The sequence below is a fragment of the Pelosinus sp. IPA-1 genome (genome assembly GCF_030269905.1).
Taxonomy (GTDB): domain Bacteria; phylum Bacillota; class Negativicutes; order DSM-13327; family DSM-13327; genus Pelosinus.
Genome location: NZ_BSVC01000010.1, coordinates 72,466 through 89,596 on the forward strand (window position 1 = coordinate 72,466; position 17,131 = coordinate 89,596).

The 17,131-nt window shown below is 41.6% G+C and carries 19 protein-coding genes and 1 riboswitch; all 19 genes read right to left on the minus strand.

Annotated features, from left to right (window positions below; all coding sequences use genetic code 11):
- Window positions 1-62: 62 nt before the first annotated feature.
- The 19 genes from QSJ81_RS21690 to QSJ81_RS21780 all read right to left on the minus strand — a co-directional run bounded on the left by QSJ81_RS21690 (window position 63) and on the right by QSJ81_RS21780 (window position 17,023).
- Complete coding sequence (locus QSJ81_RS21690) at window positions 63-617, minus strand: LemA family protein (protein WP_352230924.1); 555 nt, start codon at window positions 615-617, stop codon at window positions 63-65.
- Window positions 618-768: 151 nt separating this feature from the next.
- The gene (locus tag QSJ81_RS21695; protein WP_236639251.1) at window positions 769-969 is read right to left on the minus strand and encodes a hypothetical protein; all 201 of its coding nucleotides are present in this window, start codon (window positions 967-969) and stop codon (window positions 769-771) included.
- A gap of 288 nt (window positions 970-1,257) precedes the next feature.
- Window positions 1,258-1,935 (minus strand): TVP38/TMEM64 family protein, encoded by a 678-nt coding sequence (locus tag QSJ81_RS21700; protein WP_285719442.1) that lies wholly within the window; start codon window positions 1,933-1,935, stop codon window positions 1,258-1,260.
- Window positions 1,936-2,070: 135 nt separating this feature from the next.
- Entirely contained in the window at window positions 2,071-2,370 is a 300-nt protein-coding gene (locus QSJ81_RS21705) for a YncE family protein (protein WP_285719443.1), read from the minus strand.
- Between the two features lie 23 nt (window positions 2,371-2,393).
- Window positions 2,394-2,693, minus strand: coding sequence for a CC/Se motif family (seleno)protein (locus QSJ81_RS21710; protein ID WP_285719444.1), 300 nt, complete (start codon window positions 2,691-2,693; stop codon window positions 2,394-2,396).
- A 183-nt stretch (window positions 2,694-2,876) separates the two neighbouring features.
- Window positions 2,877-4,319: a multicopper oxidase family protein gene (locus tag QSJ81_RS21715; protein WP_285719445.1), complete on the minus strand. Its 1,443-nt coding sequence runs from the start codon at window positions 4,317-4,319 to the stop codon at window positions 2,877-2,879.
- A gap of 513 nt (window positions 4,320-4,832) precedes the next feature.
- A complete protein-coding gene (locus QSJ81_RS21720) occupies window positions 4,833-5,522 on the minus strand; it encodes a C40 family peptidase (RefSeq protein WP_285719446.1) in 690 nt (229 codons plus the stop codon).
- A 3-nt stretch (window positions 5,523-5,525) separates the two neighbouring features.
- Window positions 5,526-5,654: riboswitch (cyclic di-AMP (ydaO/yuaA leader) on the minus strand.
- Window positions 5,655-6,572: 918 nt separating this feature from the next.
- Complete coding sequence (locus tag QSJ81_RS21725; protein ID WP_285719447.1) at window positions 6,573-7,715, minus strand: S-layer homology domain-containing protein; 1,143 nt, start codon at window positions 7,713-7,715, stop codon at window positions 6,573-6,575.
- A gap of 401 nt (window positions 7,716-8,116) precedes the next feature.
- The gene (gene cysK, locus QSJ81_RS21730; protein ID WP_285719448.1) at window positions 8,117-9,049 is read right to left on the minus strand and encodes a cysteine synthase A; all 933 of its coding nucleotides are present in this window, start codon (window positions 9,047-9,049) and stop codon (window positions 8,117-8,119) included.
- Between the two features lie 410 nt (window positions 9,050-9,459).
- Entirely contained in the window at window positions 9,460-9,627 is a 168-nt protein-coding gene (locus QSJ81_RS21735; protein ID WP_285719449.1) for a hypothetical protein, read from the minus strand.
- Window positions 9,628-9,810: 183 nt separating this feature from the next.
- Window positions 9,811-11,493 (minus strand): ABC1 kinase family protein, encoded by a 1,683-nt coding sequence (locus QSJ81_RS21740; RefSeq protein WP_285719450.1) that lies wholly within the window; start codon window positions 11,491-11,493, stop codon window positions 9,811-9,813.
- Between the two features lie 159 nt (window positions 11,494-11,652).
- Window positions 11,653-12,378 (minus strand): TPM domain-containing protein, encoded by a 726-nt coding sequence (locus QSJ81_RS21745; RefSeq protein WP_285719451.1) that lies wholly within the window; start codon window positions 12,376-12,378, stop codon window positions 11,653-11,655.
- A 351-nt stretch (window positions 12,379-12,729) separates the two neighbouring features.
- Entirely contained in the window at window positions 12,730-13,623 is an 894-nt protein-coding gene (locus tag QSJ81_RS21750; RefSeq protein ID WP_285719452.1) for a multicopper oxidase family protein, read from the minus strand.
- A gap of 130 nt (window positions 13,624-13,753) precedes the next feature.
- The gene (locus QSJ81_RS21755; protein WP_285719453.1) at window positions 13,754-13,996 is read right to left on the minus strand and encodes an SHOCT domain-containing protein; all 243 of its coding nucleotides are present in this window, start codon (window positions 13,994-13,996) and stop codon (window positions 13,754-13,756) included.
- A 54-nt stretch (window positions 13,997-14,050) separates the two neighbouring features.
- Window positions 14,051-14,260, minus strand: coding sequence for an N-acetylmuramoyl-L-alanine amidase family protein (locus tag QSJ81_RS21760; protein WP_285719454.1), 210 nt, complete (start codon window positions 14,258-14,260; stop codon window positions 14,051-14,053).
- Window positions 14,261-14,314: 54 nt separating this feature from the next.
- A complete protein-coding gene (locus QSJ81_RS21765) occupies window positions 14,315-14,824 on the minus strand; it encodes a DUF6803 family protein (RefSeq protein WP_038673386.1) in 510 nt (169 codons plus the stop codon).
- A gap of 267 nt (window positions 14,825-15,091) precedes the next feature.
- Window positions 15,092-15,301 (minus strand): CopZ family metallochaperone, encoded by a 210-nt coding sequence (locus QSJ81_RS21770; RefSeq protein WP_038673389.1) that lies wholly within the window; start codon window positions 15,299-15,301, stop codon window positions 15,092-15,094.
- Window positions 15,302-15,332: 31 nt separating this feature from the next.
- Entirely contained in the window at window positions 15,333-16,082 is a 750-nt protein-coding gene (locus QSJ81_RS21775; protein ID WP_285719455.1) for a HoxN/HupN/NixA family nickel/cobalt transporter, read from the minus strand.
- Window positions 16,083-16,156: 74 nt separating this feature from the next.
- Window positions 16,157-17,023 (minus strand): sirohydrochlorin cobaltochelatase, encoded by an 867-nt coding sequence (locus tag QSJ81_RS21780; protein WP_285719456.1) that lies wholly within the window; start codon window positions 17,021-17,023, stop codon window positions 16,157-16,159.
- Between the last annotated feature and the right edge of the window lie 108 nt (window positions 17,024-17,131).

The window sequence follows — 17,131 nt, forward strand, 5'->3', positions numbered from 1 at the left end:
ATTCACATTCTACTATTCATCGTTTGACCACTTTCTTCCTCTTTCGGCAACTTGTCTTACTGTTAAAACTTAACTTGCGGCACTTGTTTAGCTCCTTCATCGGCTTTAAAATATTCCATGGAACCAAATCCGTAATATCTAGCAAATATACTGGCCGGCAGCGAACGAATGGTTGTGTTATAAAGCTGCACACTTTCGTTATAATCCTTACGAGCCACTGCAATGCGATTTTCAGTTCCCGATAATTCATCCATCAATGCTCGGAAATTTTTATCCGCTTTCAAATTCGGATAGTTTTCCGCAATTACCAAGAGCCGGCTCAGAGCAGTATTTAATTCCCCATTCGCCTCAGCCTTGGCACTCGGTCCTTGGGCACCGCCCAGTTTCGCCCTGGCATCAGCCACCGCCTGAATCGCTTGCTGCTCATGGGCAGCATATCCCTTCACCGTACTAACGAGATTGGGGATTAAGTCAGCCCTCCGCTGAAGCTGGTTTTCAATCTGACCCCATTTGCCACCAACGTTTTCACTCATATTTATCAAACTGTTATAGCTTGAAATTCCGCCTACAACTAGCATGGTGACTATGGCTATAATGATCCACACAGTCTTATTCATCATATTTTCCTCCTTGCCTTCTTTATCTCTAGTATACAGTCATATTGTGAAGAAGTTTTGAAGATCATATGAAAAACTTATGCTAATTCACAAGGTTTTCCCAATTTCTATGGCAATCAAATAGCCCTTCCGTATGGAAGGGCTATTACTATTACATGTGATGACCAGAATGCTCGTTACCACCGTCTTTCGGAGCATCCTGGGGCGGTGCTGGCTGCTCTTGGTTTGTCTCTTCGGCGGCAAATACCGTAGCCGTGGTCGGCAGCAAAACCGTACCCGATATAAATACTGCTGTTAACGCAGCAAAAATGATTCCTGTTACTTTTTTATTCATTGTCATTATTCTCCCCATTCCTCTTTTTGTTATTCTCTATGTACTCCTATAGCGCTATGTCCACTTTTTAAACCCCAAAGCTTATAATTCTTACTGGTTTATATAGTTTTTATTATACTAAACATATGTGAAGAACTTATGAAGAAAGTTTGAAGAACTTATGAAATTTCTTCTAATAGTATTAAAGAATCATCTTATTAAGCATCTATACCTTAATACCCTTAAAAAAGGATGGTCAATGTATCATCCTTTTTTCTCCTAGATACCATGTTTCGCTTTTACTACAACCAATGCCTATTTATTTGCTTATGCATTCCCATGTTGCACTTTGCTTCGCCTATACCACCATAAAGCTAGATATACTCCGACCACTAAAACTGCTACTACAATGAGCCGTGTCATATTTTCCCCAGCAAATACAATATCATGGCCAAGTAAGACTTTAATCACTACTGGTGGTAATTTACCAATGATTGTCGCCAGAATAAAATCCCGAAAGGACATGCGACTAATGGCTGCAACGGCTGTAATAATACCCGATGGAGCTAATGGAAGCAAACGAGCTATTAATAAAGCCTTAAAACCATTGGCTGCGCTGTAATCATCCACCTGCTTAAGATACTTACTTTTAGTAATCCATCCTTCCACTACCTGACGAAAGAAATGCCGGGCGAAAATAAACATGACTAGTGCCCCAATCACTTCTCCTGACCAAGAAATGACAATACCCCAAAATAGCCCATAGATGATGCCTGCTGCCCCAGATAAAATCATAAAGGGAAAAACAATCGTAAAAGTCATAACCACAAATAGGGCCAGTGTTATCACTACCGACCATCCGCCAAAAGAACGTAAGTAATCAGCTAAGGCAGCAATATCACCATGCTTAATGATGCCATATGCTTCTTGAAAAAACTCGGGCTGCCACAAATAGGTCAGCCCGATTGCTGCAATAATAACTAACCAGCCCCACAATTTATTCATAAATAATCTTCCTTTTTTATAATAATGATTTATTTATACTGTAGCAATAATTTATGAATAACTTATGAAGAACATTTGAAAAAGTTGTGTTTTCTTTAAGAAAGGACTTAGCCTCTACCAAGTCCTTTCGTACTACTAGGGCTTATACGTAATTCCATTGGGTATTTCACCTACTGCTACCGTTCCTATCACCTTGTTGGTATTATTGTCAATTACACTAACAGTATTCTCATACATATTGGTTACGTACACAAACTTATTGTCATTGCTGGTAACTATCCCATGGGTACCTTTACCTGTAGGAACATTTTGCACAACATTATAGGACTTTGCATCAATCACTGTCACATTATTAGACTCATTATTGGTAAGAAGCACATATTTACCATCCGGTGAGACTTGAACATTATGGACCTCACATAGTAAACTTAGCACCCAATCATTGTATCTTGAATCAATTAGATTCCCAAAGCCAACAGTTGCTTATAAAAAAATATTCCTTCCACTTTCACAGTAACTTTTTTAAATGAGCTTGTCATAGAGTCTGGATAATACGCTTCAATACCATTAATATTTATTTTGTTATACGTGTCAATGTCAAAAGGGCTAACACCTAGTTTTACCAACGGGAAGACTCCTCCCCCTACGCTACACCCGCAATTCGCGCCTTCTCTTTTGCCAACACCGAGAGTAATAGCTTTATCCTGATTTTTCTTTGCAATATAGTCACAAGCCGTTGGTTCAATATAAATTTCCATATGCAATAACCTCACTTATAAAGTAGACTTGATTCAGATGGAGTTCTATTCTTAGTCGCACTTATCCAGGACTTAGCCGCTCTTAACTCCTACTTGTATAAGATGGGAGTCTTAGAGTGGTTTAGTCATCGGATAAAATTAACCCTATCTCGCATAAAAACGTCCTGACCTATAGGTAAAATATCATTTCGCTACGATACTTGTCATCATTCCGCCATCCTCATGGTCAAGTATATGACAATGCAACATCCACGTTCCCGGATTAGTCATGGTAAAGGCAATATCCACATACTCGCCAGCAGGCACATTAACTGTATCCTTCCAGGTTTCCCGGTCAGGTTTTCTACCATTCAGAGAAACAATCTGAAACGCTGTTCCATGAATGTGAATGGGATGGTCCATTTTTTCCGCTGTAGTTACATCCTTGTTCCATAAACGGATTTTAACAACTTGGTCCAATTTTACCTGTAAAGGCTCGGTATCAGGATAGGACTTGCCGTTGATCGTCCAGCGCATCATGCTAGCCATAGAACCTGACTCGTTGGCTGGCATTACTGGCATGGACATAGCCGCCATATCATGCCCACCGCCATGGCTCATTGGTGCGTTTGCGGCATTACTAGATTGTTCTTTAGCTGTCATATCCATAACCGAGTTAAGTTCCAGTGTAAAATCAGGGGTACGGTTATCGATCCCTGGTATACTTCTTGATTGCGGGGGAACATAAGGTGATCCTACCGTTGCAACCTGACCCGCTTGATAATTTATCGGAATTTTAATCCCCAGTTCGCTACGCTCACTTTCAATAACATAACTTTTTCCTTCCTCTCCTGTTGCCGCTACTTCGGCATCAATACGTTCACCTGGTGAAAGGGTGATAGCATCGGTTTCATAAGGTTCTACCAATGGATGACCGTCGGTATGAGTTACACAGAACTTATGACCACTAATTTTAATTGTATGCACGGCAGCGGTAGATGCATTGATAAAACGCAGCTTGTGTAATTCCCCTTTATGAAACACTAATGGCTCAACAGCCGGGCTCGCTTTTCCGTTCACTGTCTCAACATTGCCGAATCTCTCCATATCCCCTCTAGCCGTACCTTGTAAGCGGTTACCATTGACATCAAGATACCAGTCATCCAAAACTAGTACATGATCGCCACTATATAAGTCATCCTCCGGCGCTTTAACAATAAACGGGGCATATAGACCATTGTCAACTTGGTCTAGTACCGGACGGTAGTGGGAATGATACCAGTATGTTCCAGACTCATTCACCTTAAAAGAATAGTTAAAGCTCTCGCCTGGTTTAATGGTTTTTCCTGGCCCGTCCTGATCATTAGGAACAGTTAGGCCATGCCAGTGAATATTCGTTGCATTTGGCAGATTGTTAGTGCCGGAAATACGAACAGTATCGCCTTTCTTCACTACTATTGGCATACCTGGAACACTGCCCCCATAACTCCAAACTTTTGTGGTCAATCCTGGCCGTATTTCCCACTCAACTTCCTTTATATCTACTTTAAATTCCGCCGCTTTTGCTTGTAGTGTAGAAAAGTAAAAAGCTCCACCTACAACTGACAATACAACAGCAAACAAAATACCTTTTTTTATGGAAATCATTCTTCTCGCCTCCTTTTTCCTCTTCGTTTGTTAGATCATATTAATTGTCTCTAGTAATTAAGCAAATAAAGTTTTTATTCTTAGCATACAATAATAATGTGAATAACTGATGAAGATCTCTTGAAGAACTGATAAAACTTCTGATAATCTGCTTATCATTGAAAAATCCATCAATAATAACAAAAGAAATGGTTAGAATCTTTGTGAAGAATCCTGAGCACTCCATTAATAATCGCCTGTAATAAATTTACGATCCATAAATCGAATGGAGTTAACCGACTTCCGACTTTCTGTCAGTGTGCAGTTAATCTGAATCTACGGGTACTTTTTTGATTGAAATTTCAGTGATGGGTAGGCAATACATTGATCTTATTCTTCGCTGCCATCGTCGAATTTTATAGCCAGTCCCAACCTTAGCACATTAGTTACCACCGCTACAGAGCAAATATCTCAACGGCCTTACAATCATGGGCATAAAAAAGCTGCCGGAGTTATCCGACAGCTTTTTTAAAATTAACGTAGTATTCGTTTCGCCCCAATATATCTTGGTGCCCAGTAGGAATTGTCCATGCGAGCAATCGATACACCTTGGCTTGATGACGAATTAATAAACAGGCCATTACCAATGTAGATACCATTGTGTGATGGTCCTGGTGCATATGTAGTAAAAAACACCATATCTCCCGGCTGCAGGTTGTCATAGCTAACAGGAACACCTAATTCGTACTGCTCATCGGCAGTGCGTGGCAGGTTTATGCCATTTAGCCTGAAAACATACTGGGTGAAGCCCGAACAATCGAATCCTTCCGGAGTATCTCCGCCCCACAAATATGGAATTCCTTGAAGCCTTTTACTTGTTTGAATGATGTTGTCTATAAGGTACCGGCTTCTCTGGCCCCGGCTAACTTGGCTGTTGCCGCTCCGCAAGGCATCCCATGTCTGATAACCAACGATACCGTCAGCATCTAGTCCGCTATTTGTTTGAAAGTTTTCAACAGCTGCCTCAGTCAAATTCCCATAAACGCCATCGGCACTCGGAATGTTATAGCCGAGACTTTGTAACCGTTCCTGAAGAAAAGTTACCTCAGATCCCCTATCTCCAGGCCGAAGAATATCTGCTGCTTGAACTCCTACCGGAGTTAACAAAGCAAATGAAATCGCTACTGCAATGGATGCGATGACTTTTGGTATAAACGTATTCACTCTTGTTCCGCCTTTCTTCGCCTCCGGAGTTAGCTGTCGGGTTAGGGTCAGGCAATGCAACCCTGCGATAAAACGCTTCACCCCAAAAACTTGGGTCCTCCGTACCTATACAGGATTCGGCGTATGTACTGTAAGCCTCTAAATTCACCTCCTTAAATATAAACACCACCAGTCACCCCAGCGAAGTGTATATACACTGGCTTCTAAGAGGAAATTACTCCACCAGGGCCAAACTGCAAGTGGGTGTATTCCAAGTGGGATATAACTACTATACCAAAAAAGTATGAATTTTTTATGAAGATCATGTGAAATTTTATGGACTGGTTAATATTTCAGTTAACAAAAGGCATGCTTATAATAATAACAATAAGGAGGACTAATCTTGGACGGAAAGGGGCCTATCTCTACTTATTTTCATTGCAACAATTATGCGTACCATACCGGCATCATATCTTAAAAATAAACTAAGAGAGATGACACTTAACTACAATGCCAAAAAAGTCTCCCTACAAGTTTCCTTCTATAACAGGAGTGATATCATTTGGAAGGTTTCAGACAAAGTATTAAACGAGTGGAAAGATGTTTTAGCCAACGGCCCAAATAAGGTTTCCTTGCATGATACTTCAATGAACAAAAACATGCACGCTATGTTTTTGGTACAATTGTAGACGCTGCAAACTAAAAAAGCCCCCGAACAGTCCGGCTCGGGGCCTTTTTTAAGTTTGGAAATAGTATTGATGGATCCTCCTTATTAGCCACAAAAGCATATTTGTTATCCTACTCCAGACCTAGTAGTCACGTTACCCATGCCATGGTCTTCATCGGAGCCTATTCATGCGGCCATTCTAACAGCAACTAAGATCAAAATACCTAAAAATCAATACAAGCGATAGCTATTAGAACTCATTATTTTTATCTGTCTAACTTATTATCCATCAGTCATACCTCACTATACCCGCAATATCTACTATAAAAATAACCAGGAGCCAACTCGCCCCTGGTTATTTTTATAGTAGTTTTATTATCGCATTTAGCCGGATCCTTTTGTCGTTAGAATTTAACATTCAAAGTAGCTTTTGTTTGATCGCCAGCCATATCTAGATTCTTATAGTCAAGGACAACATCTACGTTCTTCGCTAAATTTTTACCATAGGTAACTTGGATCCCTTTGTCCGACTGGCTGTTACTGCCAAAACCGGTAGAAGTAGCACCAGCAAAATTAAAGCCTGATTGTTCAGGTAGTGCATATGCATCATAATTAATATAACTTACTTGAGCACCTAAGATATCCGTGCCTACGCGGTAAGCATTCGCTTTTTGCGAAGTATTGCGCACATACTCCCCACTTATTTTCTTTCCAAACACTTTGACATCCGTATTCAAAGCAGCATACTTATTGGTGTCAACTGTCGTATCTAGTTTGAGATAATCAGCACCTACGTTCACGCCATAAAGATGCGTCTTATATTCTGCTGCTTGTACTTTACTGTCGCCACTATTATCATATGCTAAAGTGAGTTTGCCATAATTTGCTTTTAGTCCCGTAATTCCAGCGCCATCCACTTCGTAAGAATTGTAAAGCAGGCCCTTCCCAAGCACTAAGTCTTGTTTACCCAAAACAGTACTTACACTTCCAACTTTAGCATCCACGTTAAACCGATCAATAATGGGTGAACCAAAACTATCAATAGAAGTTTTATCGATGCCATTATCATCAGCTGTAGTTAAACGGACATTGATTTTGGCATCATCGTTAATTTTTCCAGTTGCGCCAAGGCGCAGACGATATGTAGTGTCTTTTGTTGCATTATCATATTGGACTCGAGTTTCTCCATTGAATTTAATTTGGTTATCTAGTTGTTTTTGAATACCGTCAACTCTAACTCCTAGACTATTCAGCTCAGTACTAAATTCAACTGCTAATTTATCTACGATAACCTTTTGATCAACGGTAGAAACCTTCCCCATTGCCTTAGAAACAATCTGCGCCATCTCATAACGAGTAAGCGTTTTATCACCTTTAAAGGTACCATCGCCATAGCCATCTATAATACCAGATGCAGCCAGTTTATTTACTGCATCATAAGCCCAGTGCTTTTGAGGCACATCGGCGAAAGGATTTGCAAATGCAGGTACCGCAAAAGCCACGGTTAAGGCAGTAGAAATTGCAGTTGTTAAGAGTTTCTTTTTCATTTTTATTCCTCCAGATATAATAGTTGTAAACTCAAGCCGCACTATTCTAGGCTTACCTTCCGCCTTGCGGAATGCATGTTTACAAATGCACCTCAGGTTCACATCCCCTTAATGTGAATGAAAGCTTCACTCTCTTCCTCACTCACAACGACCATAAGGGTCTAAGATTCTCCCGAGCGGTTCTCTGTTATAATATCAAATAGTTTTGAAAATCCGATGAATAACCTATGTTGTTTCTATGAAAAACCTATGAATTTCTTCCCCTGATAGAAAAAAGCCTTCTTTATGATTAAGATACAAATCAAAAATATCCTGTAGAGAGTCTCTACAGGATATTCCATAACATACTATTATTCTTTGAGATTCTTTATAGCTCAGACCAAGTACTCTCTTTTTTTCACTTATTGCTCAAACAGGGCGGTGGATAAGTATCGTTCACCCGTATCCGGCAACAATACTACAATAGTTTTGCCTGCGTTTTCTGGACGAAGTGCCAACTCAGTAGCAGCAGCTAAGGCAGCACCACTAGAGATGCCGACAAGGAGGCCTTCTGTGCGGGCCACCTCCCGCGCTGCACCAAATGCCGCTTCATTTTTTACCGGAATGATTTCATCAATGACACTGGTATCTAGAATTTCGGGCACAAAGCCTGCTCCAATTCCTTGGATTTTATGTGGTCCAGGATTTCCTCCGGATAATACCGGAGAATCAAATGGTTCCACCGCTACAATCTTTACGCTTGGTTTACGCTTTTTTAACACTTCCCCCACACCGGTCACAGTCCCACCTGTCCCAACTCCGGCAACAAAAATGTCCACTTGTCCGTCAGTATCCCGCCAAATTTCTTCTGCAGTCGTTCGCCTGTGTATTTCAGGATTCGCCAGATTCTTAAATTGTTGCGGAAGATAAGAATTCGGATTTTCTGCCGCCAGTTCTTCGGCTTTTTTAATAGCACCTTTCATCCCTTTCTCGCCTGGTGTCAGCACAAGTTCAGCCCCAAGCGCCTTTAGCACATTGCGGCGTTCCATACTCATCGTATCTGGCATGGTTAAAATTAACCGGTAACCTTTAGCAGCCGCCACAAAAGCTAGTCCAATACCTGTATTGCCGCTGGTCGGCTCGATGATGACCGTTTCGTTATTAATTAAACCTGTTTCCTCAGCATCACGAATCATAGCATAACCTACTCGATCTTTTACACTTCCCAAGGGGTTAAAAGATTCTAGTTTGACCACCACCGTAGCGGCAAGGTTTTGCTTTTTGTTATAATTGGTTAACTCGAGTAACGGTGTATTACCAATCAGTTCTGTTAAATTTTTTGCTATCTTGTTCATTTAACATATCTCCTTATACATATAATTAACTATCGTTTCACCTAACGATACTACTGGATTCTAGTCAATCCGCTAGTACATACTAGTTTCTCTAGTCCTCCCAATTTATTGATTATAGCGTGTAACTATGTAAAACTAATGAAGAACTAGCGAAGAAGTGATGAATTTTTTGCCATCTTTGTCCCCTATTAAAAACTACCGATATTCTAATTCCCAATCCTGCTCGCGTTATACCAAAAACTCGAAGAGGCCAGCAAACTCATGCAGGCCTCCTTTCGATTGCAATTCGCCTTTGATATTCTTACTTTGCACTGCATCCAAATAACCAGTTTGGAAGGATAGATTATAGTCGTATCTTCTCATCCTAGCACAAGAATTCATACAATGAATAATCGCTGTCACGCGTCGGACTATGAATGTAAAGAAAGCATGTTCTTGTTATTCAGTATCTCCTCCACCCACTGATACTCCTCGATGGTAATTTCACCATGGTAAATGCCTGCTTTCAATAGTTCCATTCTGTCAACTTTATCGTCTGGGTTGTACCGAAAAATCGCTTTATACATCCAGGCCATCATTATCTTTGTTCACTTCCTTAAATTTATTTTCCATTACATCATATAATACCGAATTCATATGAATTTCTAATGAAAAACATATGAATTTCTTGTGATTTTTAAAATATGGGCCCTTATATTACCAAAAGAAGGTGAATAATTTATGAATATCTTTTCTAAAACTCATTAAAGATTCCTATGAAACTATTTTTTCATCTGACGAAAAATGCGAAAGAATAAATATAGCGTGCCTCCGAGTGCTACCAATAGCAGATAATAGCCAGTGTGATGGATCTGCGCTTGAATTGGCCCCGCTCCTGAATGCATCATAATAGCCGATGTGAGAAACATACTGGCAATGATCAAGCTATAGGAAATACGATTAATAGACTTGTCCAGCTTTTCTCCGATAAATTCAATACCACTAATGGTCAAGGGAATTTTCTTTTCGCCGCGGATCATCCCCGAAAGAAAAGATGGTAACTCGCTGAACACAATCCGTAACTTTTTCTTCGCGGCAAGGGCGTTTGCCAAAACTACCGTCTCACTAGGCCGCGCCAGGAGATTGTTATGTAAAAACTCTTCAATAATCGGCCGGGAAATCTCTAGAAAATTGACGTCTGGGTCAATTCTTCGCGCATTCCCTTCCGCCTGAGCAAAAGCTTTGCCCAGTAGCAGTAGCCGTTCCGGCATGCGGATGCCATGCTTTTGCGAAACTTGCATCATGCCGAAAATCATTTTTCCAATCTCCAGCTTGCCCTGGGTCATCCCCTGAGACACGAAAAGCAGTTCAGCCATATCTTCATAATAATTTTGCCAATTGGTATGTCCTGAAGATTGCCCCATCTCAAGCGCCACATTCATCAATGCTTCTACATCGCTATTTTGTATTGCAGTGAAGTTTTCCACTAATCGTTCGGTCATACGTGGATCGGTACGTCCAACAATACCAAAATCCAGATATACAATTTCACCAGCAGGGGTCAGACGAATATTCCCGGAATGAGGGTCGCCATGAAAGACACCATACAATAATACCTGACGCAGAAAACTTTCTAAAAATTTGCTGGCTAGTTTCCTTCGAGCCGCCAGATCTTGTTTCTCTGCTGCTTCCTCGATACTTATGCCATCAATAAATTCCATCGTTAAAATATTCTCATTACTGAGGCTCCATTCCACCTGTGGCGTACGAGCTAAACCCGCCCCGGACAACAACCCGCTGAACAACTGGATATTACCGGCTTCCACAGTAAAATCAAATTCCTTGCGGAGAGAATGGGAAAAAAGTGCGAAACTATTTTCAATATCCAGCAGTTTATACACTTCCGGCTGTTCGGCTAAAAATCCAACGATTTTTTGCAACACCATTAAGTCCAGTTCGATCTGATTGATAACCTCTGGCTTACGAACTTTGATCGCAACTTTACGACCATCTTGTAAGGTGGCCAAATGAGTCTGAGCAATGGACGCTACCCCTAATGGCTCCGGATCAATCGATACAAACCATTCTTTATAGTCCGGCAAGTTCTCCGCGATTATTTCTTGTATATGCGCAAACGGTACTGGCGTCACTTGCTCCTGCAGCCGCTGTAAGGCATCGGTTACAAATACTGGCACAAAATCAGGCCGACTACTTAGAAATTGGCCGAGCTTAATAAACGTCGGCCCCAATTCTTCCAACATCAACGGTAATTTTTGTGCCAATCGCCGGAACTCTTCACTTTTAATTGTCTTGTCCAAAGCACCCGCCCGCCCCCAGGAACCGAAGGCAAAAAACCGTCGCAATCCCAAATCTCTTACCAAAAAACCAAAACCGTACCGGATAAATACACTCGCAATATGACGGGTTCTCGCCCGCACCGCATCCTCTCTATGCCATGTTGCCATTCCCACACCGCCTACAAAACATTATATAGTATCATTATAGCCTTATGATTGAGTTTTCAAACGCAGTCCCCCGTTGCAATGCTCCCTGCCGACTCACTAACCACCACTTTAGCAAGCCTGTCTAGATGAAAGGTAAGTATAATGTTTAAGCACGATAATCTACCATTTCCGGTCCGCTCCGCCGCCGCCCCCCGATCCACCACCATATCCTCCGCCCCCACTACCGCGCAATCTGAGCAATGATAACAGGAAAAAGGTAATGCTGCCGCCGAAGAGTAGCCAATCTGCGATAAATAGGAGAAAAAATCCTAAAACAGCCGCCCCTTGCACCCACCATGGCAAGCCATCCCACCATACCAGAACAAGGTCGCCACTTATTTTTGCAGTTCCCCGGGAATCTTGTGGTGCTGCTATACCATATTCGGCAGAGACCACCCGCATGATAGCCTTATAGCTGTTCCATATTCCCTGATCATAGTTGCCACGCCCGGCGTATGGTATTAGATATTCATCTTGAATTTGCCCGACCTTGGCATCGTTTAACGCCCCTTCCAGACCATACCCCACCTCAATACGAGACTTCCGATCACCAACAGCTACCAACAGCAACACTCCGTTATTCAGCGATTTATCACCGATTTTCCACTGCCTGAGCATCGCCAGTGAATAATCCTGAATGGGTTCCTCATTCAATGAATTGACAGTAACCACTACTACTTGTGCCTTGGTCTGTCCGGAAATCTTTGCTCCCAGTTTATTGATCTTCGCCTTGGTTTCTGCGGTCAATACACCAGCGTAATCCTGCACATATATACTGCCCGCAGGGGCAGGCGGTATGGCAGGCTCCGCCGAAGCTACCGTACCAATGGCTATATATATTGCCATCAGCAGCCACACCAACCATTTCTTCATAGCCACCCCTCACCTTCTCATCTATTACCATCATTGTACAATGTCCATGTGAAGAACTCATGAATATCCTATGAATATCTCCTACTTTTTCTTAAATTGTCTACATCCGATTCAGCCAAAAATGTCCGACACCCTATGTGCCGGAATACCATTACAAAAATGACCTACTCAGGTATAAAAAACCTACCTATAAGGAATCCAAAAACAAATTTTGAGGAGTAACTTTGTAAATTTGCCATGATTTCTTCCAGTAATCCATCTACACTCGAATAAAAAAATTCTTACTCTAGTTGTCTACCATATTTTGCATACACTTTTACTTTTTTAAAACCATCGGTATTGAACTACCGTAAACATTCCACCCATTTCTTTCGTCATATTATTGGCAGTATGGTGAGGAATATGGCAGTGGAATGGCCAATTCCCCGGATTGTTCGCCATAAATTCAATGTCCCAGGTTTCCCCCGATGCCACAGGTATGGTATTTTTCCGCATACGAGTGCAGGGTGCAAGCATATTGCCATCCGCAGCCACCACAGTAAACTGTTGTCCATGTAGATGAATTGGATGCTCCAGCATCGCTGGGTTGGCTAAGCGTATACGTACGTTTTCGCCGCAGTGCACCGCCAACGGCGAAGTGGCTGGAAAACAACGCCCGTTCATGGTGAAAAACTGCAAGTCATCGTTCATGGGATTTACTTCATAATAGCCTGGCTCCAGTACTCCCATAGGCAGGCCTTTCACCGCAAACTCTTGCAGCATGATAAAATAATCGTAATCAGTACCTGCACTATCTGGATCCAATATGACTAAGCCGCCGGCCAATCCCATCATTCCCTGCCAGCCAACATTGTAATGAGTGTGATACATATGCGTCCCCGGCGGATTGGTAACCTGGAACTGATAATCAAAGTAACTGCCTGGCTTAATCTTCGGGGAAGGCTCTACATCAGGAACTCCGTCCATGTTGTTAGGCACATCCAACCCATGCCAGTGAACACTGGTGGGCTCTGGCAGGCCATTATACACCCGAATATTAACATAATCACCGGGATACACCTGGATAGTCGGCCCGGGAATACTCCCGTTATAGCCCCAGCCACGAATCCAAATTCCCGGCAACAATTCCCGTTCCACAGGTTCAGCCACTAATTCAAAGTATTTTACACCATGCCGCATAACGTAAGGTACATTCAATAAATCCGGGCTAGTGACCATTTTCTGTCACTCTCCTCATGCATTTACCATATTCTATGCTCATAATGCTAAAACGGTATCTTTCACCAACTAGTGGAAGAGCTGCCGCTAAACCAAAAGACCAGGATTGCTCCTAGTCTTTTGTGTGCTTTTATTCCAGTTCTTTTTTCATGCGCTGATACTCATCCGTTGTAATTTCTCCTTTGGCATATCTCTGTTTCAATATCTCCAAAGCGTCAGTCCTTGGCTCATTTTGGCTGCCACTACGGAACAACGCCTTAAATAGCCAAACCGCTGCCATAATAATAAGAGCGGTAAACGCCAGATGAACGATTATGCCCATACCCATGCCCAGCCAACCGAATGGACCGCTAAAACCATACCCCATCATCATAGTTCATGCACCTCCTTTGTATTAATCCTAGTATAGCTTAACATTATGGAGTTTTTATGAAGAAACTGTGCGTTTTTGATGTAAATTGATAAAGGCCACCTCTACTAATACCGCTGGGCAGTCTGCTTCTCGGATCACCTGAAAATTTGCTTCCTTCACGCCCCAGTCAGAGGTGTTCAATTCCGCCACCAACCTAGTGTGAATGCAGGCAGCCTTTGCCCTCGTATGCTCCCCGGCACTAAAGCTGAAATGACCAAAAAGCAAAGCAGCCCTTCCTACAGGAAGGGCTGCTTTGCTTTTAACGAATTATTTTAACTTTTATTGTCCCATATGTTGCATATGTTGCATATTTCCACCAACAGCATTAGGATTCCATCCCATAATAGTTGGATCAACCATCCCAAAAATCATGGCTACGTGAGCAACAACGAGAAACACGGTCAATAGAATGAAATGGAGCTTCATCTTTTCATCATCAGATTTGCTCTTGCCGATTACACCGAGTTCCAACAAAGCAATACCAAACAGCGGAATTACACCACTGAGATAAGCCCCTACCGCGAGTATATCAGCAATGCCGCGCCACTGAATAGTAGGAACAACAGTGGTTGTTAAGTTGAGAAAGACGCCTAGAAAGTAAAACCCTAGAAAAATACCAATCACCTTATTGGCTGTTCTCCATCCACCAGCATTGGACCCACGAAGGAAGACTGTGAAAAATTCAGTTGCAACAAGTGCTTCTGCCAGAGCCACAGGAATAACCATATACAAAATTAAATTCCAAGGCTGATTGACAGCCAGCAATTCCATATAATGTGTCATAACCATAACAATAAACACCATCCTTAATAAACTTATATTGATATTATACAAATAAAATGTGAAGATCTTGTGAAGAAACGATGAAGAACTTATGAAGTTGTGCAGATTTCATCCTGCTAACATAGATTCAGCCCCCACCCTGAGGCTGCTCTCCTTGATGATGTGACAATCACTAAAATACTTATCTAACTTACGTACGATTGATATCGCTGACGACCTCTTTTCGCGGTTGAGATATAAAAACGGATGCCATCCCTGGCATCCGCCTAACTATTAAGCAACTACAACATAGCCAGCCTCTTCTACCGCTTGATGAAGATCGGCAATCGCGGCAAAACCTGTCACCACTGCTTCTTTTCTGTCCAAATCAACATAGGCGCTTGCAACGCCTGCAACTTCTTTAAGAGCATTCTCAACGGCCATCTTACAATGACCACAAGACATTCCTTCGATTTTTATTACTGTTTCACCAGTTTGACCCATTTCATATACGTAATGTCTGCCCAGACATACATTAGGTCAGGGTTAAAGTGGGCAGTAAGTCGCTTTGGCCTATTAAGAAAATGATGCCAACTGCAATACTATATAACGCCGTAGTGCTTGCTAATATTACATAGACTTTTGGATTTTTTGCAGCTTGTGCATAACCATTTAAGAGAAGAAGGATTAACACAGTTTGCGCTATAAATAAACCAATAATAAATGCTAACACGGCTGTAAGTCCTAAAGCTACCGTACCAGCTCCTGCGGCCGCAGTAAATAATAAGATTTGTGTTCCAGTTTCTCCTCCAATTCCGTGAAGTATTCCTATACAGCAAGCACTACGAGCACCCAGGTCAACTGAAAAATCTTGCTGCACTGGAGTACTTGCTGGTTTAAATTTTGATTTTAACCAATATGATATTTTCCTTATCCCCATAAAAAGCAATGTCCATCTACTAAGTAATACTTGCTCATCCTTCCGATTAAAAAGAGCCACAATTAACCAAATGCCCAAGCCAATTAAGGTAGCCCCAACAATACGTTCTATAACTCCATCTACCCACTCTGGTAATACATTTCCGAGTAAAATTGCAGCACTACCGAATACTAAATTAACCAACGCATGACCCATTACATAGTAAAGTGATAAGAAGAAACTTTTTTTCTTCGTATCTTCTGCTCCAATAAAATCGGTGATAGCGGCGATATGATCCCAATCGATTGCATGCCTAAGCCCGAGTACAAAACCTAACCCAATTATAGCGCCAATTTCGGCATTCATCTTTTTAATCTCCTTTAATTCAGCCCACAGGCATCTATCTCATGAAATTATATTATAGTATGACCCGTTTAAAACTAGTGTTTTTTAGCTTTATGCACGATCAGTTGATCAATAGCATCTTTTAGATGCTGTACATAAATATCCTGGATAGCTAGATTTTCGCCCAAGCCGTGGAAATATATATCAACATTAAACCCAGCTTTAAGTAATTGGGATTTAGCAGAATCTTCTTCATCACCAGCCATGTCTTTAGTGGCATGGTCGCCAGCTACCAGCATAAATGGCAACAAAGTCACGTTCTTCACCTTTTTACTTTTCAATTTTTCAATAACGCTATCCAGTGCTGGGAAACCTTCGACAGTATACACAAAAATATTATTCAACCCGGCTTCTTCTAATTTTATTTGTAAAGCGGCATAAGCAGTATTAGCAGGATGTACTCCCCCATGACCCATAAGCACTATCGCTTCCTGGTATCTTAACTTAGGTAGTTGCGTTTCAACAGCCTTAATGGCAATCAGGTAATCGTCTGGGTTGCCTTTCTGTCCCATATAATAAAGCAGTGGACGGCCAAGAGTAATCTTATCAAACACTTTAGTATGAGCAAAATGTACAGAAACCTCTCTTAACTTTTCATATTCTTCAGCAGCGGCCACATATAGTGGCTGGATGAATACTTCTTTATATCCCTCAGCTTGCAATCTTTCAAGCGCTTGCTTTTCCGTATCAATTAGAATACCATCTCGCTCAGCCAATTTCTTAATGACAATACGGGAAGTAAACGCCCGACGTACCTCGTAATTAGGGAAGGTAGCTCTGATTTTGCTTTCTGTACTTTCAATGGCCATTTTCAACGTATCAAGATAAGTAGTTCCAAAGCTAACAACTAAGATAGCCCTTTTATCCGCCAAACAGTTGACGGCGCTAGCTGCTTCTTCCATTATAAATTCCTCCAATTATTATAGCTAAATACCAAATGATGAATATTGGGGTAGATTTTCATGCAACATACTAACTTCCGCTCCCCAAGATGGAATCGTCAATACACT